Origin of the sequence: Nostoc sp. 106C (assembly GCF_002154725.1) — a bacterium.
In the GTDB taxonomy this organism is placed as follows: Bacteria; Cyanobacteriota; Cyanobacteriia; order Cyanobacteriales; family Nostocaceae; genus Aulosira.
Map to the genome: position 1 here is coordinate 1 of NZ_MTAW01000179.1, position 26,508 is coordinate 26,508.

General features: G+C 40.3%; 17 protein-coding genes. 5 read left to right on the forward strand and 12 right to left on the reverse strand.

Annotation, left to right across the window (positions count from 1 at the left end; all coding sequences use genetic code 11):
- Nucleotides 1-397 precede the first annotated feature (397 nt).
- Complete coding sequence (locus BV375_RS26370) at nucleotides 398-598, forward strand: hypothetical protein (protein ID WP_086765966.1); 201 nt, start codon at nucleotides 398-400, stop codon at nucleotides 596-598.
- A 741-nt stretch (nucleotides 599-1,339) separates the two neighbouring features.
- Here BV375_RS26370 and BV375_RS38365 read toward each other — a convergent pair.
- Nucleotides 1,340-1,615: a hypothetical protein gene (locus tag BV375_RS38365; RefSeq protein ID WP_086766144.1), complete on the reverse strand. Its 276-nt coding sequence runs from the start codon at nucleotides 1,613-1,615 to the stop codon at nucleotides 1,340-1,342.
- Between the two features lie 332 nt (nucleotides 1,616-1,947).
- Between BV375_RS38365 and BV375_RS26380 the strand changes: the two genes are divergently transcribed.
- Entirely contained in the window at nucleotides 1,948-3,885 is a 1,938-nt protein-coding gene (locus tag BV375_RS26380) for an amino acid transporter (protein WP_086765968.1), read from the forward strand.
- Between the two features lie 158 nt (nucleotides 3,886-4,043).
- Here the strand turns inward: BV375_RS26380 and BV375_RS26385 are convergent, their stop codons facing one another.
- The 3 genes from BV375_RS26385 to ilvA all read right to left on the reverse strand — a co-directional run bounded on the left by BV375_RS26385 (nucleotide 4,044) and on the right by ilvA (nucleotide 9,383).
- The gene (locus BV375_RS26385) at nucleotides 4,044-4,979 is read right to left on the reverse strand and encodes a DUF1338 domain-containing protein (protein WP_086765970.1); all 936 of its coding nucleotides are present in this window, start codon (nucleotides 4,977-4,979) and stop codon (nucleotides 4,044-4,046) included.
- 251 nt (nucleotides 4,980-5,230) lie between these two features.
- A complete protein-coding gene (locus BV375_RS26390) occupies nucleotides 5,231-7,789 on the reverse strand; it encodes a BsuBI/PstI family type II restriction endonuclease (protein WP_086765972.1) in 2,559 nt (852 codons plus the stop codon).
- A gap of 82 nt (nucleotides 7,790-7,871) precedes the next feature.
- Entirely contained in the window at nucleotides 7,872-9,383 is a 1,512-nt protein-coding gene (gene ilvA / locus BV375_RS26395) for a threonine ammonia-lyase, biosynthetic (protein WP_086765974.1), read from the reverse strand.
- 144 nt (nucleotides 9,384-9,527) lie between these two features.
- Here ilvA and BV375_RS37190 point away from each other — a divergent pair, with 144 nt between their 5' ends.
- A complete protein-coding gene (locus BV375_RS37190) occupies nucleotides 9,528-9,809 on the forward strand; it encodes a hypothetical protein (RefSeq protein ID WP_166507530.1) in 282 nt (93 codons plus the stop codon).
- Between the two features lie 68 nt (nucleotides 9,810-9,877).
- Here the strand turns inward: BV375_RS37190 and BV375_RS26405 are convergent, their stop codons facing one another.
- On the reverse strand, nucleotides 9,878-10,558 hold the full coding sequence (locus BV375_RS26405; protein WP_086765979.1) for a Uma2 family endonuclease: 681 nt from the start codon (nucleotides 10,556-10,558) through the stop codon (nucleotides 9,878-9,880).
- Between the two features lie 142 nt (nucleotides 10,559-10,700).
- Here BV375_RS26405 and BV375_RS26410 point away from each other — a divergent pair, with 142 nt between their 5' ends.
- Nucleotides 10,701-11,531, forward strand: coding sequence for a M90 family metallopeptidase (locus BV375_RS26410; protein WP_086765981.1), 831 nt, complete (start codon nucleotides 10,701-10,703; stop codon nucleotides 11,529-11,531).
- A 173-nt stretch (nucleotides 11,532-11,704) separates the two neighbouring features.
- On the opposite strand, the gene BV375_RS26415 is transcribed toward BV375_RS26410, so the two are convergent.
- Nucleotides 11,705-11,908 (reverse strand): hypothetical protein, encoded by a 204-nt coding sequence (locus BV375_RS26415; protein WP_086765983.1) that lies wholly within the window; start codon nucleotides 11,906-11,908, stop codon nucleotides 11,705-11,707.
- Nucleotides 11,909-12,510: 602 nt separating this feature from the next.
- Here BV375_RS26415 and BV375_RS26420 point away from each other — a divergent pair.
- Nucleotides 12,511-13,569, forward strand: a complete 1,059-nt coding sequence (locus tag BV375_RS26420; RefSeq protein WP_086765986.1) for a J domain-containing protein — start codon at nucleotides 12,511-12,513, stop codon at nucleotides 13,567-13,569.
- A 40-nt stretch (nucleotides 13,570-13,609) separates the two neighbouring features.
- Here the strand turns inward: BV375_RS26420 and BV375_RS26425 are convergent, their stop codons facing one another.
- The 6 genes from BV375_RS26425 to BV375_RS37195 all read right to left on the reverse strand — a co-directional run bounded on the left by BV375_RS26425 (nucleotide 13,610) and on the right by BV375_RS37195 (nucleotide 26,498).
- Entirely contained in the window at nucleotides 13,610-19,207 is a 5,598-nt protein-coding gene (locus BV375_RS26425) for an ATP-binding sensor histidine kinase (protein ID WP_086765988.1), read from the reverse strand.
- Between the two features lie 405 nt (nucleotides 19,208-19,612).
- The gene (locus BV375_RS26430; RefSeq protein ID WP_086765990.1) at nucleotides 19,613-20,389 is read right to left on the reverse strand and encodes an ABC transporter ATP-binding protein; all 777 of its coding nucleotides are present in this window, start codon (nucleotides 20,387-20,389) and stop codon (nucleotides 19,613-19,615) included.
- A 113-nt stretch (nucleotides 20,390-20,502) separates the two neighbouring features.
- Entirely contained in the window at nucleotides 20,503-21,813 is a 1,311-nt protein-coding gene (locus BV375_RS26435) for a response regulator (RefSeq protein WP_086765992.1), read from the reverse strand.
- A gap of 5 nt (nucleotides 21,814-21,818) precedes the next feature.
- Nucleotides 21,819-24,809, reverse strand: a complete 2,991-nt coding sequence (locus BV375_RS26440) for a PAS domain S-box protein (protein WP_086765994.1) — start codon at nucleotides 24,807-24,809, stop codon at nucleotides 21,819-21,821.
- A 455-nt stretch (nucleotides 24,810-25,264) separates the two neighbouring features.
- A complete protein-coding gene (locus tag BV375_RS26450) occupies nucleotides 25,265-26,308 on the reverse strand; it encodes an iron ABC transporter permease (RefSeq protein ID WP_166507531.1) in 1,044 nt (347 codons plus the stop codon).
- Nucleotides 26,309-26,324: 16 nt separating this feature from the next.
- Nucleotides 26,325-26,498: a hypothetical protein gene (locus BV375_RS37195; protein ID WP_166507532.1), complete on the reverse strand. Its 174-nt coding sequence runs from the start codon at nucleotides 26,496-26,498 to the stop codon at nucleotides 26,325-26,327.
- Nucleotides 26,499-26,508: the final 10 nt, after the last annotated feature.

Consider the following 26,508-nt stretch of genomic DNA (forward strand, 5'->3'; position numbering starts at 1 on the left):
AGGGGGGAAAGAGGAAACTATAGTACCCAACGTATTAAATTTAACTGCAATTGCTCTGTTTAACTTTTCGTTACATATTTAGGAATTTTCCTGCCCACTTACTTACTTGTCGAGAAATACCTGTTAATGTCAATGCATTGCCAAAATCGGACAACGAAAGTATAGAGTTGTAGCATCATCCAATTTTGCGATCGCATCAACTACCCAAGCTTCAACAAACCTTATATATACTGGTTTATCTGTAGCGAGGCTTGCTCTACTTTTCTTAACAAAATAATTAGCAATATCTGCATATTAAATAAAGAATTGTATTAGTTTGAGAACTGACACATCTGTATGCTCATATACTTATGGTGTTCCCCATTCGCGTGCATACTGCACATTTGGAGGTTCCAAAATGGTTCATACATACGAAGTATTAGTCGATATTAAGGAATTTATTGACCTGCCGAACAATACTTTTCAACGCGGAACAACAAGGTACGAAATCGACGCTCCTTCTAAAGAAACAGCTGATGGTATGGCGTTCCAAAAGGCTAGAAGCGAGCATCCACAAGGCACTGAATACGATGTTAGGGTAACCAGGCTGCTCAGATAAAGCGAACATTAAGTATGCTTGTTCTTCAGAATTAGCATTCTTCATAGTTGTAAATTAACTAATTCATATAAAGTAAAAAGCCGCCCTCAAACAATCGAGGGCGGTTGAATTTTTATAGAGCTATATTTTATATAATTAAAACTATAGAAATTTAAATATAAAAATAATTTTCTTCAAATTGTAAATAAAAATAATATCAAAAGCATTTAGTCTCAAAAAGTTAAATTAATAAATTTTCCATTTTTATGATTTTCCCGCTGATATAGCAATCCGGTTTAATTTTTAACTTGTTTCCCTGTTGCCTCGCTCTACGAGTAATTTCACAACTAAGTAAGTAGATGCTAATATTTAAAGCTATGTTACTGAATGTAAATGTAGGGGAGCCAGTGCGTTGCGGAGGTTTCCTCCGTTGTAGCAACTGGCGTTGTGTTGTCGCGCCGCGCAACGCACCGACCCACGATCAAGGATTCAAAGTGCGTTAGCCTACGGCATAACACACCCTCCTTCAAATTTATATTTCTTAATATGTATTGAATTTTTCTCACTGACTTACTTAATTTAGGATTTTATACTAAGTAAGTAGACATAATTAAACATAAAATGCCGATTTATGGACGGCAGACAGAAACAGCTTTTTGTCTTCTGCCTTCTACTTATAGCCAACAGTTAACAGAAAATAAACAGAAAGCCTCTGGTGCATTGTCAGGGGCTTTCTGTTTTACAAGATAGTTTGTAGGTTGCTCACTGACCCCAAGGTGAGGAAATAGGCGTTGTTGAAAGCACCTTGCTTGCTGTTAACCTAAGAGCCGTTTTGCCGCAACTAGGACATTGTATTTCTAGAAACGCTGGAGTTGCTGACTCTACTTCACTTAATAGACCTTGTTTACAGTGCCAACACTCAAAAATTATGCGACTAACTGGTTTGTTACAGTCGAGTATCTTGATGTGTTGACAACTAGTTGCCTCGGTATCTAGTTTTTTGGGTTTGTACGGTTTCTTAATTTCTTTTGATTCCATTGTTTTACTTGTCTCCATCAACATCGGCGGGGCTGGGGCGTTCAATCACGACATCATCGAGACACATACAGTCTTGACCTAATGTGGGTAAATATGGCTCAGAAAAAACTACTTTGCTTTAAAAGCATAGCAGGGTAGAGTGAATCGGGGGGATCTTCATTCACGTCTGCGATAGTTATAATATTGCCCCATTGATATTGATAATTTTAATAATCTCTCTTAAAGCAGGTGCGTTCTCTTTAATTAACAAGCCACTACTTAGGAAGGATTCATGAGGAGAACGCAATGTATTACAGAGTCACGAATATACTACATAGCAGGAGCAGTATTTGATGGCTAATATTGCAAAAAAGAAGTTCAGCAAACAGTTAATTAGCTGGTTGCTCGAAGAAGACCACAAACCAAAGGAAGGCCCCTACCACAAGGCAGAACCGCACCGTAAGCATCCTTGGTGGCAGGTTATGTGTTTGACTGGTGTAGACTATTTCTCAACACTTGGTTACCAACCTGGAATTGCAGCACTAGCAGCAGGTACTCTTTCGCCTCTGGCTACCTTGATTCTGGTGCTGCTGACATTGTTTGGAGCATTGCCAATTTATCGACGTGTGGCTGGCAAAAGTCCTCATGGCGAAGGGTCGATAGCAATGCTGGAAAATTTGCTTCCCTGGTGGCAAGGCAAGCTATTTGTACTTTGCCTACTCGGTTTTGTGGCAACAGACTTTATCATCACTATTACCCTCTCAGCTGCTGATGCTACTGCCCACATCATCGAAAATCCGCTGATGCCAAGTATCTTCCACCATCAAGAGATTACGATTACGCTAGTACTGGTGGCATTACTTGGTGCAGTCTTTCTTAGAGGTTTCCGAGAAGCGATTGGCATAGCAGTACTGTTGGTTGGAGTTTACCTATTTTTAAACTTTATTGTTATTAGTTTTGGTCTGTTGCAGCTGTTCAATCATCCATCTTTGATTAGTGACTGGCAAACTACACTTTTCCAGCAGCATTCTAACCCTTTAAAAATGATCGGCATAGCCTTGTGGGTATTTCCGAAACTGGCATTGGGATTATCGGGCTTTGAAACTGGCGTGACTGTTATGCCTCTGGTACAAGGCAACAACGAAATCTCCGACCATCCCAAGGGACGCATTCGGAATACGCACAAGCTGCTGGCGACTGCGGCTGGGATTATGAGCTTCTTTCTCCTCACCAGCAGCTTAGTAACTACTCTATTAATTCCAACAGCAGAATTTCAAACCGGAGGCAAAGCAAATGGACGTGCTCTTGCCTATTTAGCACATCAATATCTAGGCAATAGCTTTGGTACTATTTACGACATCAGCACTATTACGATTTTGTGGTTTGCAGGTGCATCGGCAATGGCAGGGTTGCTCAATATCGTACCTCGCTACTTACCACGTTATGGCATGGCACCAACTTGGACAAGAGCAGCAAGACCCTTGGTTTTAGTGTTTATAACTATTGCTTTTATTGTCACTATTCTATTTAAAGCTAATGTGGAAGCTCAAGGCGGAGCTTATGCAACAGGCGTACTCGTGCTGATGACTTCAGCTGCGTTTGCTGTAACCTTATCTGTTCATCGTCAGAGAAGTAAGCGAGGACAACTTGCCTTTGGCATAATTACACTGCTGTTTTTATATACCACTGTTACCAATATAATTGAGCGACCTGAGGGGATTAGGATTGCAGGATTTTTCATCAGCGCCATCATTCTCACCTCATTAATTTCCCGGGTATGGCGTTCAACCGAGCTGCGAGTAGAACGAATTGAAATTGACGAAAAGGCGCGTCAATTAATTACCGAACAAAGTCGGGGTGAGATACGACTTATTGCCAATCGATTGAATGAGGGCGATGTGCAAGAGTATTTTCTCAAAGAAAAAGAGGTGCGTGAGGATAATCATATTCCAGCCAGCGACCCCATTCTGTTTTTAGAAGTTATGGTAGCGGATGCTTCAGAATTTGCAGATGTGATTACAGTCGAAGGAGTGCAGGTTGGTGATTACCGCATCTTGCGTGCGGAAAGTGCAGCAGTACCTAATGCTATTGCCGCTTTACTTCTGTATATTCGCGACCAAACAGGTAAGATTCCACACGTTTACTTTGGCTGGGTAGAAGGAAACCCCATACAATATTTGCTGCGTTTTATCTTGTTTGGTGAAGGCGATATTCCTGTGGTGACTCGTGAAGTACTACGTAGGGCAGAGACAGATCCTGAGCGCCGTCCAGGTATTCATGTTGGGGGTTAGGTGGTATTTCAGACTGCGGTTTATCTGTCTGCAAAACCCCTACACCCTGGCTCAACAAAAAACATTTTTGCGTAAGTTGTGAAAGTAATAGCGATCGCCTTTACGAAAATACAAACATCACTGTTACACAAACTGCTCATAGCAATTTTCGCTGCCACTTAATTGGTGATGCTAGCTGGCAATTTATGAGTTGTCATTTCAAATAATTGCTGGGCATTTTTGCCTAAAAAAGCATCAAACAGTAGATGTTTTCCGGGTTCTATTTCTACAGGATAGCGCTGGGCAATTTCATAATAGGCGTAAGTCCAGGGTATCTGAATTTCTGCACCAGTGCGATCGTCTAACACCGTTACCATTTCTGTTACTGCTTGAGTTGCTGTTTGACGCAAACCGCAAGCAATATCACCTTCTATCTCTGTTTTCATTGGTACACCTAGGTTAATTAAACCGCTGACTGTGGCATCAATGTCTGGGTATTGTATAGTGTTTTGGCGGTTGATGTAGCCTGTGAAGTGGTTAACAGCATAACCATGTAGCAATACCCAAGCACCATACTGAGTTACCTGATTGACTTCTTCCACAACAGAACGTTGGGGAGTTTGCCAAGGACGGGTGAAGATTTTTTGGAGTTGTTGGGCAATGCTTTCTACGTTCCCATCTTCTATTAGGGAATCAGTTACAGGAGAGATGAGTTCGTATTGAAGTAAAGATACTGTTGTATAGATGAGTTGGGCAATTCTTGGAGGTAATTCATCGACAATTAACTCGCTGATAAACAGCTTGGGTAAGTCGAATTCTACTTGCTGGGGATGACTATAATGACGAGCATATAAATGAGTTTCAGGAAAAATATATTCCCCAGCAGCGACGTAACCCAAAGCTGTGGCCAGTTGTTCAAGGTAGTTAATTCCCAAGTTAATCTGACCTTTTGGACTATCTAGCGACAGACGCAAAGACCTCAAGGCAATGTGGTCATTTGCAACAGTCCCACCCGCAGCAGTAATCATTTGCTGGTAGGTACGGGCATGATTTACTCTGGCACTGTATTCTTGCCATAGTAATGAATAGAGATGAAGGGCTATTTCAGGTTTCATAAGTTATTTATTATTAGTTATTTGCCGCTTGGCATTGGTTTGGAGGCTTGCCATATTTATAAGCCATAACCCATCTAATTTATATATTAAATTTCATCAAATTTTATGGAGTGTGGAAACATGCCGGCTTCATAAAACTTTTGTCTAAAAGCAGCTTCTAGTTTATTTGGTTTCATAATTCTGATCTTTAGGAATTTGATTTGCTCACTAAAACCCTGATACGGTGGGCAGTACCCACCTTACTCGGATTGCTATACTTTATAAGTCTGCAATAAGTATTCTCCATTAAAATGGATGAGATGAGTGGCATCTTCAGCAACCCAAACATCTGTGTCCCATGCAATATCAGCTAAATACTCCACCATAGCTTTACGGCTTAGAAAAGCCGTTACCATGACCAGAGGAATTTTTATTTCTGCAAATAGAGATTGAAGCTCTTTTTTCCTTTTAGGGTTAATTGGACCGTGAGAAGTTACGGCTTCAATTAAAACTAACCAGTTATTTTTTAAATGATGGATAATCACATCAGGCATTTTCCCGTGAGCATCAACAGTAACACCTAAATCTTGCAAAGCCAGTTCATTAAAATGTGCAAACTTTTCATCTGTGTCGCCAATATAAATTAGCCTACCCCCTGGCGTAAAACGTTGTGCGAACTCATTAATAATTTTCTCAATTAAAACGTTTTGTCCACCTGGTGATAAGGTTTTCACTTCTCCTTCAATTACTACAGGGATACGTGATAATTCCCGCTCCTGTGCATATCGCTGTTTTAATGTTTCAACCGAAGAAAGGTAAGTACGAATACTTTTTTCCCATTCTGAACTTCCATAAGTCCGTAATAATTCCAGCACACTTTCTTCAATCTGATATACAGTTTTCGGACTATTAATCGGACGTTCAGGTGCATCTGGATTTGTAATTATTAAAGCTGCGTCTAAGAATTGATGAACTGTTTGGCGGCGAACAGTTTCCCGAGTATTGGGTTTGTATGATTTGCCATAGTGCTGTGCCATGAATTCCATCATGGGTGTGATTCCTATTAAAGGCGATGCCGCAGCAGACCAAGGATCATTGGGCTTTAAGTCAAGTAGAGCCAGAAGAGTTAAGGCTGAACGCTCATTAAGTTGTGCCCGTGGCAGTCCAAGTTCAACTAATATTTGCAGTGCTTCATCAATGCGGGCTTTAATTATTAAAGGGTTGTTGTCAAACTGATTTGTCATCCTGAGTAGTTCTTGTACAAGTTGATCAATTTCTTGCTGTGACGGAAAATGTTCCCCAATACTTAGTCCCACATTTATTAACTGCTCTATCGTCGGATATTTTAAATTGCGTAAATCGGTTGCATTAACCTGAGTATGCCCATTAAATAAACGAAAAAATGCGTCTACAAGACTGGAGTTAAGATAAGCAGCAAGACCGCGTGCTAGGGTGATATCGAGTCCCTTTCCATCTTGATGAAAGTAATTTAGGTGATTTTCAAAACCTACCCAATCACAATTAACTCGGTCAGCATCATATACGACTGCAACGACTCGCTTTTTTTCCTCTTTGGAAGAGAATCGTTTAGTCAGAACATAATGTTCGTTCGGTACTAGTAGAGAAATAGTTTCTTCTGCATAAACTAGAGCTTGGTGTTTTTTAGTTACCTTGGGATACTCAACATATCCTGCTGACAAATTCAATGGATAAATCAAAGGAACAGTGCTTTTCTCTGGTATTAAACGCAGATATTCTTTGGCACGGAAATCTACAACACGTCCAGTTGATACGGTTAATCTTAGGTCTTTTAATGTGCAGGTAAAATTCGTCATTTGTTGAATGACCTGCTGACTCAGAGTATCTGGAATAATGTGGATGAATTGTTGCGCGTCGTGGGGATGAACTATCTCTGCATAAGCTAAGGAATTGGTCATCACAAAATCGTCATCAGCACTTGAAGATGTGGTGATGAATACACGATCAAATTTTTGTTTTTGTTTGACAGCATGAATGATAATTGTTTCTTGCAAAACTTCATCATCGTTAAAAGCTTCCTGTCTGGATTCAAAAAGATGTATTTGGTCTAAAGCCATCATCCCCAAAAACATCCTGCGGAAGTCTTTAAAATATGGGCCATTACAAAAACTACGCGGTGAGATAGCGACAAACTCTCCTCCTGGCTGAAGAAGTTGGGCTGTAGCAGCCATAAAACCTGTGTAGAGATTGCTGGTTTCTAATCCTAAAGAACGTAATAAGCCACGAACTTGAGATTGAGCGTTGATTTTTAAATATGGGGGATTGAGAATAGCGTGTGTAAATCTAGAATGGTCAGGATTATCGAATACACTGGGCTGAAGTAACCTGACTGCATCTTGAATAAAGTCTTGATTTCGGATGTGATAATTCAAGGAAATACCAGCTAGTTGACATTCCCTGGCACATAATTCCAATGTCTGGTGTAAATATTTAATTAGAAAAGGATCAATTTCATAGGCAACAATATCTAAACTAGCTGGGCGTTGTTGCTGCTGACAAAGGTTACCCACAAACGCTGCAATTAATGAGCCAACTCCTGCGCCAGCATCAAGTAAAGATATTCGAGGCAGATTAGGCTTGTTAAACATCCCAGCCATTAATTCCGCTACTGATGCGGGAGTGAAAAACTGACCCAGTGTTCCCTTGTGTTTTTGCTCCAGTTTTAAGCTGGCGGCAATTCTCAGCAAGTCTACTTCATGGAGTAAGTTTCTGGTAGAGTGTTTTACCAAGCTGTTGAATTTCAACGACTTGTGATGATTCTCTGTAAACTCTCTACTGCTTGATGGGAACATTGGGGTTGATTTTTTGGAACAGGAGCGATGCCTTCGGCAGTAAACTACGCTCTTTTAAATCTACGCGATCGCTCTATCCTTTCTACCCCAAAAATAGCTTGTAGGCTGGATTCTTGTTTTCATCCCAATAACGGTAGCCGAGTGTATCCAAAAATGCTTGCCATTCTTTCATTTCGTGAGGTGGAACCTGGATACCGACGACAATTCGCCCGTAATCTGCCCCGTTGTTGCGATAGTGGAACATACTAATATTCCAGTTGGGACTCATGGAACCGACAAACTTCATTAACGCACCGGGGCGTTCGGGAAACTCAAAGCGGTAGAGTAATTCATTGTGTGCCAGGGGAGAATGTCCGCCAACCATGTGGCGCAGATGCAGTTTTGTGAGTTCGTCGTCGGTTAAATCGATAGTTTTGAAGCCGCAGCCTTCAAAGGTTTCGCGCATCTTTGTCGCATCGGCACGGTTTTGAATTTGTACGCCGACGAAGATATGTGCTTCTTGTTCATCGGCAATGCGGTAGTTAAACTCAGTTAAGTTACGGTTGCCGATACATTCACAAAATTTACGCAGACTTCCGCGTTCTTCGGGAATCGCTACAGCAAAGATGGCTTCGCGGCGTTCGCCAAATTCTGCCCGTTCTGCCACAAAGCGCAAGCGGTCGAAGTTCATGTTAGCACCGCAGGCGACGGCAATTAAGGTTTGTCCCTCGATTTGCTCGCGTTCAGCGTAGGCTTTGGCAGCTGCGATCGCTAATGCTCCAGCTGGTTCTAAAATCGATCGCGTATCTTCAAATACGTCTTTAATGGCGGCGCAGGTAGCATCGGTATCTACTAAAATGATTTCATCTACATACTGCTGACACAAGTGAAAGGTTTCCTCTCCTACTTCCCGCACTGCTACGCCATCGGCAAATAACCCCACCTGGGATAAGCGCACCCGATGTCCAGCTTTCAGCGATTGATTCATCGCGTCAGCATCCACTGGTTCCACACCAATAATCTTGATTTCTGGACGCAACCGTTTGACATAAGCTGCAATCCCCGCAATCAATCCGCCACCACCAATGGCGACAAAAATTGCATGGATGGGTTGTTGATATTGCCGCAGAATTTCCATGCCAATGGTTCCCTGTCCGGCAATCACATCGGGGTCATCAAAAGGGTGAATAAACGTGAGTCCCTTTTCTGCCTCCAATTCACGGGCATAGGCATAGGCATCATCGTAGGTATTGCCATGCAACACCACCTGTCCCCCCCGTGCTTTAACTGCATCTACCTTTACCTGGGGTGTAGTCACGGGCATGACAATAATTGCTTGCGTTCCCAACCGACTGGCAGATAGCGCGACCCCTTGGGCATGGTTGCCAGCGGATGCCGCAATTACACCTTGCTTTAATAAATCCGGTGGTAGGTTTACCATCTTGTTATAAGCACCACGCAGCTTGAAGGAAAATACTGACTGCATATCTTCCCGCTTCAGTAATAGCTTATTGTTCAGTCTCTTAGAAAGATTTGGGGCATACTCTAAAGGTGTTTCCTGGGCAACATCATACACGCGGGCGGTCAGAATTTGAACCAGGTAGTCGCAATACATGGGCGTCAAGGGGGTAGCAGATGCCGATAAATGATAATTTTACGGCACTTGTGTACCCATTACTGCGGATATTATTAGCGTAAGTTGCAGGGAGCGCTGACAATTACTAATTCGTAATTCGTAATTAACGAGTCTTTGATACTCGTGAATGAGTCTTTTATCCTCGTGAGCGAGTCTTTGATACTCGTCGGCGAGTCTTTAATACTCGTGAATGAGTCTTTTATCCTCGTGAACGAGTCTTTGATACTCGTGAATGAGTCTTTTATCCTCGTGAGCGAGTCTTTGATACTCGTCGGCGAGTCTTTAATACTCGTGAATGAGGCTTTTATCCTCGTGAATGAGGCTTTGATACTCATTAATGAATATCCAATGTTGAATCCGGATACAAATTTGTCATTGCAAGTGAAGCGATCGCAATCATTGTAAATATTTTTGCGCCTGTGTGCGGCTCACAGTGGGAAAATCTTCGAGAAATTCATCAAGGCGATCGCTAGTTAAATTGTATCTGGGTCAATATTTAATTCTCGCAGTTTGGCTGCCAAGCGTTCTGCGCGTTGAATTTCCTGTTCTGCGACTTCTTCTGGTGTGGGCACTAATTGCCCTGAGGGTGTAAAAAAACGCAATAATCCCTCATGAATTCCCAAATATAAATTTAGCTGTTGGCTCCACAAATGTCCTTGAGGATTTTGTTCTAGGGGTTGGTACTTACCATCTACTAAATGAAAGCCTGCAAATTCTAAATTATCTGGATCGAACCAAAAATAATCAGGGGTGCGAAAGGTATCTTGGTAAATTTGTTTTTTTAAATTTTTGTCAGTACTAGCAGTTTTTGGCGAAAGAATTTCAACAATTACATTCGGATATTTCCCATCTTCTTGACAAACTACCCAACTTTTACGAGTTTTCCGTTCAGTTCCTAACACAACGAAAAAATCTGGGCCGCGAAAATCTTCAGATTTACGTTGATTTGGGCTGTAGTAAATAGTCAGATTACCAGCCATGTAAAAGTCTTTTCTGTCCCGCCACAACCATTCCAAGCATGTCAGCAGTAGGATTATCTGTCGTAGATGCAGTTCCGTTTCCAAAGGAGGCTCATCGCTATATAAATCACCTGGAGGAAAGATAACATCTTCTGGGATATCCTGACGAGTATCGAAGTCTTGAGTAATAGACATGGCAAGGGTTAGGTGAACTGACTATGTGTTTAGTGTAGTTGGGATTAGCTGTGATGGGGTTGAATTGAAGCAGTAATTTGATGATTGCGATCGCTATACTACTGGCAGTACCAATACCTTTGATCGCGATCGTGAAAAATCAATGGGTGCAACAATTATTATTTTTGTCATCATTGGATTGATTGTCGCTGGGATTCTGCTCAGTCCTATCCTTACTAAACAGCGCAGAAATCGCATGAAATATCGACCTTTCCCGCCACTTTGGCAAGCAATTATAGAGAATAATCTTCCTATCTACTTAAATCTTGCTCCTGATCAATGTCGAAGACTTCAGGGACATATTCAGGTGTTCTTGGCAGAAAAACAGTTCATCGGCTGTAAAGGATTGCAGGTAACCGAAGAAATGAAATTGATCATTGCATCTGTTAGCTGTTTGCTGCTACTCAATGAGAGAGGCGAATACTTCCCAAAACTGCGTTCAATTTTGATTTATCCCAGCACTTATTTGGTAAATCAAACCGTCGCCACCGGAGATTATGTTGTCGAAGAAAGGCGAGAAGCAAGACTGGGAGAATCATGGAGTCGCGATCAAGTGGTACTGTCTTGGGATCAGGTGCAACAAGACACTCACAACTGGAAGGATGGACATAACGTTGTACTGCATGAATTCGCCCATCAATTAGATCAAGAGGATGGTAAAGCGGAAGGTGTGCCGATTTTGCCCCGAAAATCAGATTATCCAATTTGGGCGCAGGTGATGACAGCAGAATATCAGCAACTCTGCAATGATGTAGAACAAGGTGTCAAAAGTGTTATAGATAGCTATGGCGCAACTAATCCCGCAGAGTTTTTTGCTGTAGCTACTGAAACATTTTTTGAGAAACCTCACCAGTTACTACACAAGCATCCGGCACTATATGATTTACTGCAACGCTACTATCAAGTAGATCCTGGGCAATGGGTTCAGGAATGATATATAGCAGTTTTTATTTGCATGAGGTAGAAAGTAACTGGTTTTGAGGCAGGAGGCAGGAGGCAGGAGGTAGAAGAATTTCTAATATTTAATTCTCCAGTTGTGTACCTCATTTATTTGCAACCTGCTGTATATCATTGCGAGTGCAACATAAATTTTATGAAAAAACAGTATTAGCTCTCGTTATCAACTATCAAGCTATAAGGCCAAATTAAAGCTTTGAGTAAACAACCAAATTTTGAGACTAAATTTGCTGCCCAAACAATCGGAAAGTTAGTGTATTCCTCAAATTCTCGAAGTTTATTATTGAGTTGTAGCCATTGGATAATGGCTCCCAAAAGATAAGAAGAAATAGCAATAAATAGCCAGATAGACATATCAATATTTCTCTCTGATTTTATAGTAGATATGACAATATAGGAACTCTTAGTTAATAAGTTAAACTGTTTAAGTTTGGTGTTTCTGTCTGCTCCAAGCTTTAACCTTGGCTGTTGGAAGCCTTAACCTAATCGTTGTACTCAGATTTGGTATAACCACAAATAGCACGCAAAACCTCTCACACATCACCTCCTTTAGAATTATTTAGTGGGTAAATTTCTATTTCGTCAGATAGTACTTGATTTAAAAAATATCTACAACGTCCTCCTAGATAATTTTGGAAAGGTGAGTAGATAGTAATCCTAAATTTTTTGTAAAATTCTGCCTAACTCTGTAACCTTTACGTCCTCATTAGCAGCTTGCGATCGCCAGAGCCGTGTTGATATCAAAAAATACAGATAATACACCAATTTTCTAAATCGCTTACACAAATTACTTTTTTCTGCTTCTTTGTTCCTCTAGATTCCTATTTGGAGTATCCAGTCAGAGAAAAAGTATGACGCTAATCATGTATCATTTATAAAGTATTTTCTGTAAGTATTTACCCAAAGACTTAACAGTTCTGTTCTTTATTTAAACTGTAAACGTTTCTACGTCTTTTATGCCGCGAACAACCTCATCTACATCTGGCTCAGTCAAATCAACACCACTAGCTCTGTCTGAACTACATATCCGCTTAGAGGCTCTAGATAAAGAACACCAATCCCTACTAAAACAGATTAAGCGCAAGCGAACTGAACTGAAAAACTTTGTGGAAAAAATGCGTTCTCTAGCCACAGAAATATTTCAACGAGCTACTCCCAGCCTCAACAAAATGACAGACCTCGATCGAGAAATTCATGCTCTGTTTGAGGAAATTTTTGCTACAAGAAAATTTGGTAAACAAACTGAGAAAAATATCCAAGCAGTTTACCGTAAACTCCAGTTAGCAGGAATCATCAGTCCAAAACGCGATCGCGAACTAGAAGAGCCAGAGTTAGACGAGCTATTTGAAAATTTCCAGCAAGATAATAATTTCTCCCAAGGTGCTGAACAAGATTATCAAAATTGGAGAGGACAACAAGGATTTTCATCTTCTGCTGAAATCAATAAAGATGAATCTCGAAAAATTCGTCAGACATTTCTGAAATTAGCTGAAATATTTCACCCCGATAAGGTAAAAGACAGCGAAACGCAGATGTACCATACAGAAATCATGAAGGAGATTAATAAAGCTTACCAAGAAGGTGACTTGGCAAGACTTTTGGAAATTGAAAAACAGCATGAAGTGGGAGAATATATTGATAATAATAACGAAGATGATTTAACTCGAAAATGTAAGACATTAGAACAGCAAAATCAAATTCTCAAAAATCAGTATGAGAACTTAAAAAGGGAACTGCGTCAGGCAAAAAATACTCCTGAAGGCGCGATGGTATCTGATTCGCGTAAAGCTGCTAAACAAGGTATTGACTCTATTGATATGATGTTAGAAACAATAGAAGCACAAATGACTATAGTGACTCAAATTCGCGATTTTGTGCAAGACTTTAAAGAAGAAAAAATAACTATTAAAGAATTTCTAGGTGGTCCAGCAGTTTTACATTCTTTAAACCAGGAAATGATGGAAGACCTTCTAGAGCAAATGTTGTCAGAATTAGATAGGGTAGTGAATTTCTAAAGTTTGGAGACTCTTAGCTATTTCCTAATATCTGAAACATCTAACGTCGAAGCGGCAAGGTAATAATAAACTCTGCGCCTTCACCCGGTGTAGACTGACACTCTAACTTTCCTTGGTGCTTATCTACAATGATTTGGTAACTAATAGATAATCCTAAGCCAGTACCTTGACCAACTTGTTTGGTAGTAAAAAATGGGTTAAATATATAAGGCTTAGTACTGTCGCTAATGCCAATACCATTATCAGCAATGCAAATTCTAATTTTATCTGAATTACAAATTTGGGTACGAATTAAAATTTGGAGTTTTTCAGCAGTTTTTCCCCGAATAATTGACTTTTCTAAAGCCTCAATTGCATTCATCAGTAAGTTTAAAAATACTTGATTGAGTTGTCCCGCATAACATTCAATAGCTGGGAGTTGGCTGTATTCTTTAATAACAAAAATTTCTGGACGCTCCGGTTTTGCTTGCATGAGATTTTGCAAAATCATCAACGTGCTATCGATGCCTTCATGAACATCAACGGCTTTGATTTCTGCTTCATCGAGACGCGAGAAATTCCGCAGTGACATGACAATATCTCGAATTCTTTCAGCGCCAACTTGCATAGAATTGAGAAGTTTAGGTAAGTCTTCGGTGATAAAATCGAGTTCAATTTTGGCAATTTCGGCTTGTAGTTGTGGTGTAGGACTGGGATAGTGTCGGCGATAGGTTTGTAATACAAACATTAAATCATCAATGTATTCAGTGGCTGGTGTGAGATTACCATAGATAAAGCTGATAGGATTATTGATTTCGTGAGCAATTCCTGCTACTAGTTGCCCTAAAGAAGACATTTTTTCATTTTGAATTAGTTGAGATTGAGCGGTTTGTAAATTTTTGAATGCTTCTTCTAATTGCTGTGTTTGTGCATTTAATTGCGATGTCCGCTCGGCAACTTTTTCTTCTAAAGTATGCGAATATTCTGCTAATTGAAAGTTTGCCTGTTTTAGTTCTGCTGTTGTTTTCGATAAATTAGTGTAGAGTTGAGCATTTTGTAAAGAGATGGCGGCTTGCGCTGTTAGTAGTTGCACAACTTCTAAACGATCACGCGTGAAAACTCCTGCTGTCAGTTGATTTTCTAAATACAGCAAACCTATCCACTCACCTTGATTGATAATCGGAGTACACAACACACTTCTCGGTTGATGTTGAGTAATGTAGGGATCGCTAGCAAATCGAGGTTGTGTGGCAATGTCATCAATTACCAAGGATTCTAAGGTACGCTTCACGTAGTTGATAACGGTAAGCGGTATCTCCTGACTTGCTTCTAAAGGTATGGCTGAGACATCTGTTTGAGCGAAAATTTTTCCTTGATCAAAACCAGCTATGGAGGCGATCGCTAACCGATTATTTTTGGGTAACAAAAGTACAGATTTTTTCGCTCCAGCATTCTCCAGCATGACTTGCATAAAAATTGACAGGAGTTGTTCGAGTTGAATTTCTCCAGCGATCGCTTGTGAGGCTTTTAAAAATGCCGCAAAGTCTAATTGTGCTGAGAAACTGACGTTACTGCTAGAGATAGTTGTTTGTTCATGATATTCTATGTCCAACTGCGTCACAGCTTGATTTTGCTCCAACAGTTGCGGGTAATGTGCTTCTAAACGCTTAACTTGTGCGATGGCTCCCCACTGAGTATAAGCACTAACCGCCGCAGTTAAATAAAGTTGTGCAATATTAGTTTTATTTTTTGTTAGCCAAAACTTTGCGGCTAATTCATTAGCTAGGGCCAAATTTTGCGTAAATCCATTGGCTTCGGCAGAAGCGATCGCGCGATCGTAAAGATCCATCGCCTCTAATTCTTGTTTGCTAATCCGAGCCATCTCAGCTTGAATCAACAAATATTGATGCTCAAAGTTTTCCGGGCAATTATCTGCCCAAATTTTCAGTTGGTTTTGATGATTAATTAGGCTTTGCCAATATTGGCGTTGTTTGGATGGTGAAACTTGGCAATAAAGCGCAGTTAAAATCAAAGCCTGATAAAAGGGATAGCTAGCCGAAGTTGTAAAACCTAAAATTGCTGGGAGATAGCTTTCTGCCTGAGTTATATGCTTCAAAGCCAGCTGATACTGTTCTTGAAAATAAGCCAATTGGGCTTGCAAAATTTGGGCGATCGCTATTGCCATTGGGGTGTGGCTAACATGATGGCGTTCTGAAGCATCTTGATAATTGCAGGAGCCAATTAAACCATCTATTACCTTTTGTACTTCGAGTAAAATTTCAGATAATAAAGTGTTTTGCGTTTGTTGTGCAAATGGCAGAAATTTGCCAATATCCAAGCGAATACTATTCAGATTAATTCCCTGGAAATACTGATTGCATATATTGCCAAAAATATTATAGCCAGCAAATTGTAATTCTCCAGATTCTAGTCCAGCTTGATAACCATCATTATTGATAGGAATTGCTAAATGAGTTGGCTTCATCCAATTATTTAACCAACTACCTAATAATAAATTAACCTGAGATTTCTGACCTTTATGTTGAAATTTTTCGGCTATTTCTGTAGCCACAACTCCAAAATCGTATCCTGTGGAGTAATCTCCAAAAAAAGAACCAAGCAGAAAACCATAATTAGCATAAGCTTTGGCAGATTCTGCCACATTGCCGTATTGAATCGATAAATTGACAGCCTTCACTGTAATCAAGATATATAAATCAAGCTCAGAATTAATATAAGTAGGTGGATCTAAATTTATTAGTAATTTAATTGCATAACAATAAATAGGATCTAGATTATCTGGCAACTCTAAAATAGCAGTTATTCTCTGATTTTCTAAACGGGCTTGAATTGCCGCAATTTCTGCATCAATGGCAAAGTTAAGATTATCTGTTGGTAAATGAATACCTAATAACTCTAAAGCTTGTTTACCAGCTTGAATAGCAACTGAGTAATCTGCTTGAAGTGTCCGCTGCACAATTAACAAGTTATATATTTCGGCTTTGTCTAGTGCTGATTGTGCCAGTAATAATGCTTCTTCTATAAGCGTATACGACTGTTCAAAATTGCTGTTAAGATATTCAACTTCTAAGCTTTCTTTGTAAATGGCAAAAGTTAATTCATACTGCTGTAACCAACTATCTTCAGCCAAAAATTGCATGGCGATCGCTAAATATTGTGATGCTGTAGCATAAGCTGTAGATGCTTTAGCTTTACGCCCCGCCTGTAAATTTAACCGAGCGATTTGCTCTTTTTCCTGAGGTTCGGTAAGCAATTGGCATCCCATATTTAGGTGATTGACAATCTCAAAAATATGTTCTTCCTGTTCTGCTATTGGAATATTTTGCAGCAATAATTTTCCAATTTGTAAATGAGTAATTTGTTTTTGTGCTTCGTCAATTAGAGAATAACCTGCCTGTTGGACGCGATCGTGAAGGAACTCGTATACATAATCTTGAGAGGGTAGAAAATTTACTTCAGAAACAGATGCAGACCACTGCTGAAGGTCAGCCACTAAATCAAGTTGATTATTGTCAAGAAAACCTTGCTCTTGATTATATTCTTGAGCTTGTCTTTGCTCGTTTTCTTGTTGAAAAATTTTATATGTCTGACTCGTAGGCATAATTAGTCCCTCAGCTAAAGCCGACCATAAATCACTTGCGGTTTTTTCTAGCGAGTTTTCATAGACAATTGCTAACGTTACTAAGTCAAAGGTATTACCAATACAAGCTGCTAATTTTAAAACATCTTGCGTTGTCTGTGGTAGCTTCTGCAATTGCAAAACCATAAACTCTACAACATTATCTGTAAGGTTTAAAGTTTGTACTTGCTTTAAGTCATACTGCCAACTGCCAACTTCTGGGACAAAAGTAATATGTCCTTCTGCATAAAGTGTTTTCAGCATTTGAATGCTAAAAAAGGGATTCCCCTGGGTTTTTTGGTAAATTAGTTGTGTTAGTGGTAATGCTTCTTCTAGCTTGCAATTCAAGCTATCTGCAAACAGGTGATTTAGATCTGTGGCAGTAAGAGCAGTTAAAGTAATAGTCGTTATTGCTCCTTGATATTCACAATTGCGAATTTCTTCTAATGTCAGCATTAAGGGATGAGTATCAGAAACTTCGTTATTTCGGTATGCTCCAATTAATAACAAATGACTAATCTGCTTTTCAGTCATCAGCATCTGGAGTAACTTGAGTGATGCCATATCAGCCCACTGCAAATCATCCAGAAATATCACTAATGGATGTTCTGGGATTGTAAATACTTGAATAAATTTGCGAAATAAGCGATTAAATCGTTTCTGTGCTGTATTCCCAAAAAGTTCTATTACTGCTGGTTGTGAACCAATAATTTTCTTAAGTTCAGGAATCACATCAATAATTACTTGAGCATTATCCCCTAACGCAGCCAAAATTTTATTTTTCCAATCATTAATTTGTGCATCGTTTTGGGTGAGAATTTGTGCCATTAAATCCTGTAATGCCTGTACAAACGCAAAGAAAGGAATATTGCGTTGAAACTGGTCAAACTTACCTGCAATAAAATAGCCTCTATGCCGAACAATGGGCTTTTGCACTTCATTAATTACAGCAGTTTTACCAATACCAGAAAAACCTTCTATGAGAATCAATTCGCTTTGAGGTGATATATCGGAGGTTTGATTTATCTGTTCTTGATTGCCAGCAACTCGGTCAAATACTGCTAGTAACGTCTCTACCTCATTTTGGCGGCCATAGAGTTTTTCTGGAATTAAAAAGCGATCGCTAATGTCTTTTTGCGCGAGTTGGAAGGGTACAATCTCTCTTTTTTCTTGCCACTGACAAAAACACTGCTCTAAGTCATACTTTAAACCGACAGCACTCTGATAGCGGTCTTCAGCATTTTTCGCCATCAGTTTCAGCACAATATCTGAAATCACTTGCGGAATTTCTTCTTCTCTCCTGCCTCCTAACGGTGGTGGTTGTTTGGCAATATGACAGTAAACTAACTCCATTGGATCGGATGATTCAAAGGGTAACTGTCCAGTCAATAACTCGTAAAAAGTCACACCTAGAGAATAAAAATCTGTGCGATAATCAATCCCCCGATTCATTCTTCCAGTTTGTTCTGGAGAAATATAAGCTAGAGTTCCTTCTAAAATATTAGGGTTTTGAAGTTGTTGGGTTTCTCGCGGTAATAAAGAAGCGATAGAAAAATCAATTAGTTTAACTTGCTTAGTTTGGGGATGAATTAAAATATTGGCAGGTTTAACATCTTTATAAAGAATGCGTTGTCGGTGGAGTTCACCAATAGTTGTCGTAATTGCAATGGCTATAGGGAAAAATTCTTCTAGGGTAAATTTACCTGACGTAGTATATTGATTGAGGTAACTAGGCAAAGAGATACCACCATAATCTTCCATTACTAAAACATAGCCATTTCCATATTCTTCAAGGCTATATGGTTTGACGATACCGCCGATATCAAGATTTGCAGTAATAGTGTACTGGTTACGAAACTGAATAAATTCGCTGAAATTGGGGGATTCATTCCGCATCATTTTGAGAATCACAGAGTGTAAATCTTGTTCTCTAATTCCCCGGTAGACAAGCGTTCTCGCACCAGCGTAGATTTGTTCATCAATCCGGTACCCAGGAATTTTTAATAATGCAGTCAGCATATCTATGGAACTACTGTTAATAATGTTTTAGCTCAACCACATCTATTTTGATAACCATAGTTTTAAAAGTAGTGGGAGCGGCTTGCTCCCTGCTCTTAGTAGCAGGCTTTCCGTCCCGCACTACTCCAGGTTTCAAAATGGACGAGGTTTATTAAATAGTGTTCCCATGAAGCTATGCTGTATAACAGTGAATGATTCGCCAAGAGTAATTAGATACTTATCTAGTTAGCGACTCTAGCTATTTATTAAGAGCAATTAGTGATTATTACAATCAATTTAATTTTATGGAAGTAAAAAATCTCAACAAATTTGCAGTTAAAAATACTAAAATATTAACCGAATAAAAATTTATAATTCAAAATACTTTACACAAAAAGTATAGAGCTTTAATTTTGCAGCATCAAATTATACAGCAGCGATCGCACAAACTTGTAAACCAACAGGTGTATGGATAATTACAGATTCTACGCCAAAGACTTGGGCGATGGTATGGGGAGTGAGAACTGCTTCTGGTGTACCAACATCCCACAAATTACCATGTTTTAATAAAGCAATGCGGGAACTATAGCGTGCAGCTAAATTCAATTCATGTAACACCGTAACAATAGTTAATTGTTGTTGCTGATTGAGGTCTTTGAGCAACTCTAATAGTTGTAGTTGATAGTTAATATCTAAATAAGTCGTTGGCTCATCTAACAATAAAACTTGCGGTTCTTGCGCCAATGCTAAAGCTAAAAAAGCACGTTGCCTCTCACCACCAGAGAGTTGTTCAACTAGGCGATCGCTCAATTTTTCTAGTTGCGTTTTGGCAATTGCTGCTTCTACTTGTTGCCTATCTTTCGCTGTTAATTCCCATTGCCACCAAGGTTGATGAGGTGTACGTCCTAAACTAACTAATTGTCGTACAGTTAAACCCACAGGAACAGTTTGTTGTTGGGGTAACAATGCCAATTTCTGAGCAACTAAATTCGGTGGTTGCGAGTGAATTGCTTTACCATCAAGTAGCACTGTTCCCTGTTGGGGTGAGAGAATGCGACTCAGCAATTTCAATAATGTAGACTTACCAGAACCATTGGCACCAACTAAACTTAACCATTCTCCGGTTTGCAGAGTGAGGTTAATGTTTTGAATAATTGGCGCTGTGGTGTAACCACCAGTCAGGTTTTGTAATTCGAGTGGCATTTGAAGAATGTATAGCAGGGCACAAGCAATAGCTTTGAAAGGCTTTTGCTACCTGTATTGTATGTAATGCAGGTTTACTAATCTATCTGGCGATCGCTATACTATTTAAAAATTTACTGTTGAACTGGAATTTTGATCGCAAATTCCGTTCCTTTTCCCGGTGTAGATTGGCATTCGATACTACCACCATGCTTTTCTACGACAATTTGGTAGCTTATAGATAAACCCAATCCAGTTCCTTTACCTATAGCTTTAGTCGTAAAGAAAGGATTAAATAGCTTTGCTTTTACTTCTTCACACATTCCTGGGCCATTATCAGCGATGTAAATGGCAACCCAATCATCTTCAATCATCATCGTCCGAATTTTAATCAGACTGGGATTTTGTTTAATATCTTCCAATGAACGCTGTTGATTATATTCATCTAGGGCATCAATAGCATTAGCAATAATATTCATAAATACTTGATTAATTTGTCCAACATAGCATTCAACTAGCTGAAACAAATTGTAATCTTTAACTACTTCGATTTCAGGATGCTCAGGTTGTGCTTTTAGGCGATGATTCAAAATTGTCAGTGTACCATCAATACATTCATGGATATCAATCTCTGCCAAACGAACTTCATCTACATGAGAGAAAATCTGCATAGACTTGACTATTTCACGTATGCGCCGTGCGCCAAAATTCATCGATTTGAGTAGATTTAACAAGTCATTATCAATAAATTCTATGTCAGTCAATTCTAGTTCTGCTTGAATGCGAGGGGTAGGAGTTGGATATTCCTCTTGATACAGATGCAGAAGATGTAGCATTTCTTGCGTATATTCATTGGCATGGATGAGATTACCATAAATAAAATCCACTGGGTTATTAATCTCATGAGAAATTCCAGCAAACATCTGCCCTAAGCTTGACAGTTTTTCACCTTGAACTAGCTTGATTTGTAGCTGTTTTAGATCATCATAAGCTTGATTTGCTTCGGCAAATTTTTGCTCTAACAAAGTATTTTTATGTTCTAATTCTTGTCCCAAGGTATGCAGCTTTAAATGCAATTTCACCCGTGACAAGACTTCTTGTTGCTGAAATGGTTTAGTGATATAGTCCACAGCCCCAACTTGAAAACCTGCAACTTTATTGGTGGTGTCAGAAAGTGCTGTCATAAAAATAACAGGAACATCTTGAGTTTGTGGATTTGCCTTTAATTGCCGACAGGTCTCAAATCCATCAATCTCTGGCATCATTACATCCAATAATATTAAATTGGGTAAGGCATATTTGACTCTTTCTAGAGCTACCTTCCCGGATTTTGCTACCCATACTTCAAGACCAGCTTGATCCAAGGTATCAGATAAGACACCTAAATTAGCAGGATTATCATCAACAATTAGAACTGTCGTAGTTTGTGCAGTTGCAAAATTCATAACGCTTACTTGTGAAATTGAAGTAGTGCCAGAATTTCTTGATCTTGAAATCCTTTTGCTAGTTGGTGCAAATGTTGTGCGAAGGGAATATATTTGTGATCCATTTGTGTAATTAATGTAGCTTGTTTTATAATTCCCTTAAAATTGCCTTTCATTACCAACTCATACAAAATTTCTATTTCTGATTGCGGTGGTAAGACAAATTCAGCATTTTTCAGATTTAGCTGATTTTCAGGTTTTTTCTGTTCATAAATCCAATCTAAATTGAGATAATGCCGCATTTTTTGAAATAGTACACTCGCTTGTATAGGTTTAGCCATAAAATCATTGCCGCCTGCTTCTATGCTGCGGTGTTGATCGCTTTCAAATACGCTCGCTGAAGAAACAATAATAATAATGTTTTTATATGTTTCGGACTCACGAATGCGCTTGATCAACTCGAAACCATCAAGCTCTGGCATGAGCAAGTCAGTAATTACGAGATCTGGTTGAAATTCCAAAATTTTCTGCCAACCCTCTTCGCCATCGGTGGCTTCAGTGACATCAAAACCAATGGGACTGAGCAAATTGTTAACTACTGAGCGATTTTCCCATTTATCATCAACAACCAAAATCTTCGGTTTACGGTCTTTAATACCAATAATTTGACCATAATCATCAGCTTGAGAGGTTTTCACCCATTCATCAGCTTCCGGTAAGTGAACCTCAAACCAGAAAATACTGCCAACACCTAGATCACTCTGAACTTGAATGGTACTGCCCATCAATTCCACAATTCTTTGGCTGATTGCCAATCCCAATCCTGTACCCTCGATCTGTCGCCGGCGATCGCCTGCTTGCTCGAAGGGTTGAAAAATCGCTTGCAGTTTTTCTGGGGCGATGCCAACACCTGAATCACGAACTTCAAAGCGAATTTTGCCTTCAGAAGCATAGCTGATGGTAAAGGTGACAGTGCCAGCATCGGTAAACTTAATGGCGTTGCTGAGTAGGTTGATTAATACTTGTCGGAGTCGTTTTTCATCGGCACGGATCGCAACGGGTAATTCTAAAGCCAATTGATGGCAGAATTGAATACCTTTAAGTTCTGCACGAATACGACACATCTCAGCTACACCTTGGAGAAATGCGGGGAAGTGGAAGTCGCTAGTCATAAGTTCCACTTTCTGAGCTTCGATTTTCGACAAATCTAAGATGTCATTAATTAAGGTGAGCAAATGGGAACCGCACTGGTAAATGACATCAATTCGCGATCGCTCGTCTTCATTCAGGTGTTTAGAACGCTGGAGAATTTGCGCATAACCGAGAATACCATTTAGGGGAGTGCGTAACTCGTGGCTCATGTTGGCAAGAAATTCACTTTTGGCATGACTGGCGGCTTCCGCTGCTTCTTTGGCTTGAGCGAGGGCAAGTTCAAATAGCTTGCGTTCAGTAATATCAGTGTTAGCACCTACCCACTCTCGAATACTATTATCTGCATTCAAAATTGGTACACCACGCACATTCAAGTAACGATACTCACCGTCATAACGCCGAATCCGTGTCTCCGCCTCATAAGCAGTGCGGTTGGTAAGTGCTGCTGACCATGCCTCATTAGTCTGAGCCTGATCTCCTGGATGTATCATATTTAGCCATCCCCAACCCCAAATTTCTTCAACGGTTTGTCCTGTGAAAGCTCGCCATTGTGGTTGGTCGGTAACAAATGCACCTTCAGCATCAGTGCTCCAAACAATTTGAGATGTCGCTTCAATTAGGGAACGGAATCGTTCTTCACTCTGTTGTAGTGCTCGTTCAGTTTCTTTGCGATCGCTAATATTCCGTGTGATGGCGATGATACCCAAGATGTTGCCATGAACATCTTGCCAAGGAGCCTTGGTAGTAAGAAAAGTACCGCCGATTTCACCATTAGAAACATCTTCCTCATAAGTTTGAGTCATGCCTGTGGCAAGAACCTGGCGGTCTTTTGCCATGATTTCACGGGCAACATCTAATGGGAGTATTTCCGTATCATCTTTGCCAATAATCTCTTCAATTGGTTTACCCATGAAGTTGGCTAAATTCGAGTTAAGAGCGACATGACGCCCTTGACAGTCTTTGACGACAATAAAATCTGGTGTACTTTCTAAAATTGAACGTAAAAGTGCGTTATTTTCCCGTAGGGCAACTTCAGCTTGTTTGCGATCGTGGATGTCATTGCAAATGCCTACCCATTCGCGGATACTACCATCTAGTTCAAAAAGCGGGATACTCCGCATCTGCATATGACGGTATTCGCCATCATGTCGTCGCAGGCGATATTCTACTTCATATGCACTACGTGTTTTAATCGCTGTTTCCCAAGCCTCGCCAGCTGCTAGGCGATCGTCTGAATGAATTACCTCTAGCCATCCCCAGCCCAAAAATTCCTCTAATGTTTGCCCAGTAAAGTCCCGCCAACTGAGATTATCATTAACGACGTTGCCATCAGAAGGCACGACCCAAACGACCTGAGAGATTGCAGTAACGAGAGACCGATAGCGCTCTTCATTGTGGCGCATAGCGATTTCTGCTTGTTTGCGCTGGGTAATGTTTTCGCTAAACATCATAATGCCGCCGATTTCACCGCTTGCCACATACCAAGGGCGAATTGACCAACGTACCCACTCTACTGAACCATCTGCCCGCGGGTAGGGATCTTCATCACATTGTTCAATTGCTCCTGCTAAACAGCGTTGGTGAATCTGCTTCCACTCTTGGGGGATATCAGGAAATATTTCATAGTGAGAGTGCCCGATAATATCTTTGGGCAGATTATATTCTTCCAGCCATTTGTGACTCAGAGCAAAATAGCGCATTTCTTGGTCTAATATGGCGATCGCAACGGGAGCATATTCAATTGACTGCTGCAAGTATACTTCGCTCTGATAAGAGTTGATTTCTGCCTGTTTGCGATTTGGATTAATATTCCCTTTTTGCTGGGCAGTGTCCTGGCAGTTTTCCGATGGTGAAATATCGCTCATCTTAAATGTTGGATCTTGCTGGAATTTAGTATTTTTACTCAGGAGTCAGATTCGCAATCTAAAGATTGGTTAAGTATAACCAGCAGTGTTTGCTCTCCTGTAAATACAGAATTCCCTCTCACAGCCAACAAATAACAAGGATTAAGCAAATTTAAAGTAAAAGGGTATTACCAATTCAAGTGCCAGAAAGTTGAGGATCTAATGTTGATGCGATGTCTTCTCTACGAGACGCTGCGCGAACGACAAGCCGCTCCGCGTCTACGCCCCGTGATTAATTACAATTGCAGGTCGATGTAATCGTATTGCAGGTCGATGTAATCGTATTGCAGGTCGATGTAATTGAATTGCAGGTCGATGTAATCGTATTGCAGGTCGATGTAATTGAATTGCAGGTCGATGTAATCGTATTGTCAACTTCAAAATTATCGAGAATCACCTGCAAAAAACATTGTGCCCTACTGATTCAAACCAGCAGAACGGCGATAAAGTAACCAGATAAATAACGGTGAACCCAGCAAGGCGGTGACGGAACCTACAGGTAATTCTATGGCTCCTAATCTAGAGAGTAAATCGGCAAAGATGAGTAACCATGCACCTGCTAGTGCTGAAAGCGGTAAAACAAAGCGATGATCTGTACCGACAATTAAGCGGACACCGTGGGGAACTACAAGACCGACGAACCCAATCAAGCCGCTGATGCTAACTGCACCTGCGGCGAGTAAAGTAGCAACACCACCAATTAAAAGACGCGATCGCGTTAATGATACTCCCAAACCCAAAGCTAAATCATCTCCCAAGGCCAGCACGTTGAGCGATCGCGCCAGCAAACATCCGCCCAGCAATGCCACAATAATGTAAGGGCCAGTAGTGGTAATTTCTTTCCAACCCCGTCCATTTAGGCTACCAACCAGCCAGTTAAGTGCAATTTGAATTTGACCGTCTTCGGCTAACAGCAGTAATGTACTTTGTACTGCACCAAATAAAGAACTCACAGCCACTCCGCCTAAAATTAAGCGCTCAACTGCAATTCCTGACCCCGCACGGCCCAGGAAAATAACTATAGCCGAAGTCAAAATTGCTCCCACCCACGCCGCCAGAGGAATAGCAGCCGGGAAGATTTGCAACACCACCATAAATATGACAATTAGCCCTGCACCTGCGGAAATACCCAAAATAAAGGGATCGGCAAGACTATTACGCAACATTCCTTGCAGCAGCGTGCCTGACATTCCCAAAGCTGCACCAACAATCAGTGCGGCAATAATCCGCGGAAGCCGCAAATCCCAGAGAATTGTCTGCTTCACCGGATCGCCTTGGTGAAGAATTGCTTGCCATAATTCACTTCCACTCAAAGGTACTGCGCCTTGAGAGAGGGAAAGCCCTAAAGTCACTAGCAGTGCTGTAACTAAGAGTAAAATCGCCCAGAGTAGACGGTGTTTGGTAAAGATTGTCTGCAATGATTTATTCATCTCAACGATTAAGGATGAGTCTAGCGCCATTGGTGTCAACTGAAGTTTAAACGCCTATCCGAGATACATTTGATTCCAAATTTTTACTACCAAACAAAACATGGGTGGAGCGATCGGCAGTTATTGTAGCTAATTTGGGGCAATTATCTGATAGCGTTTCTATGACCTTGGGAATGCAGACATCACCTTTTTGATAGACAGCAGTATCGAGTATTTTCAATTATGTTTCT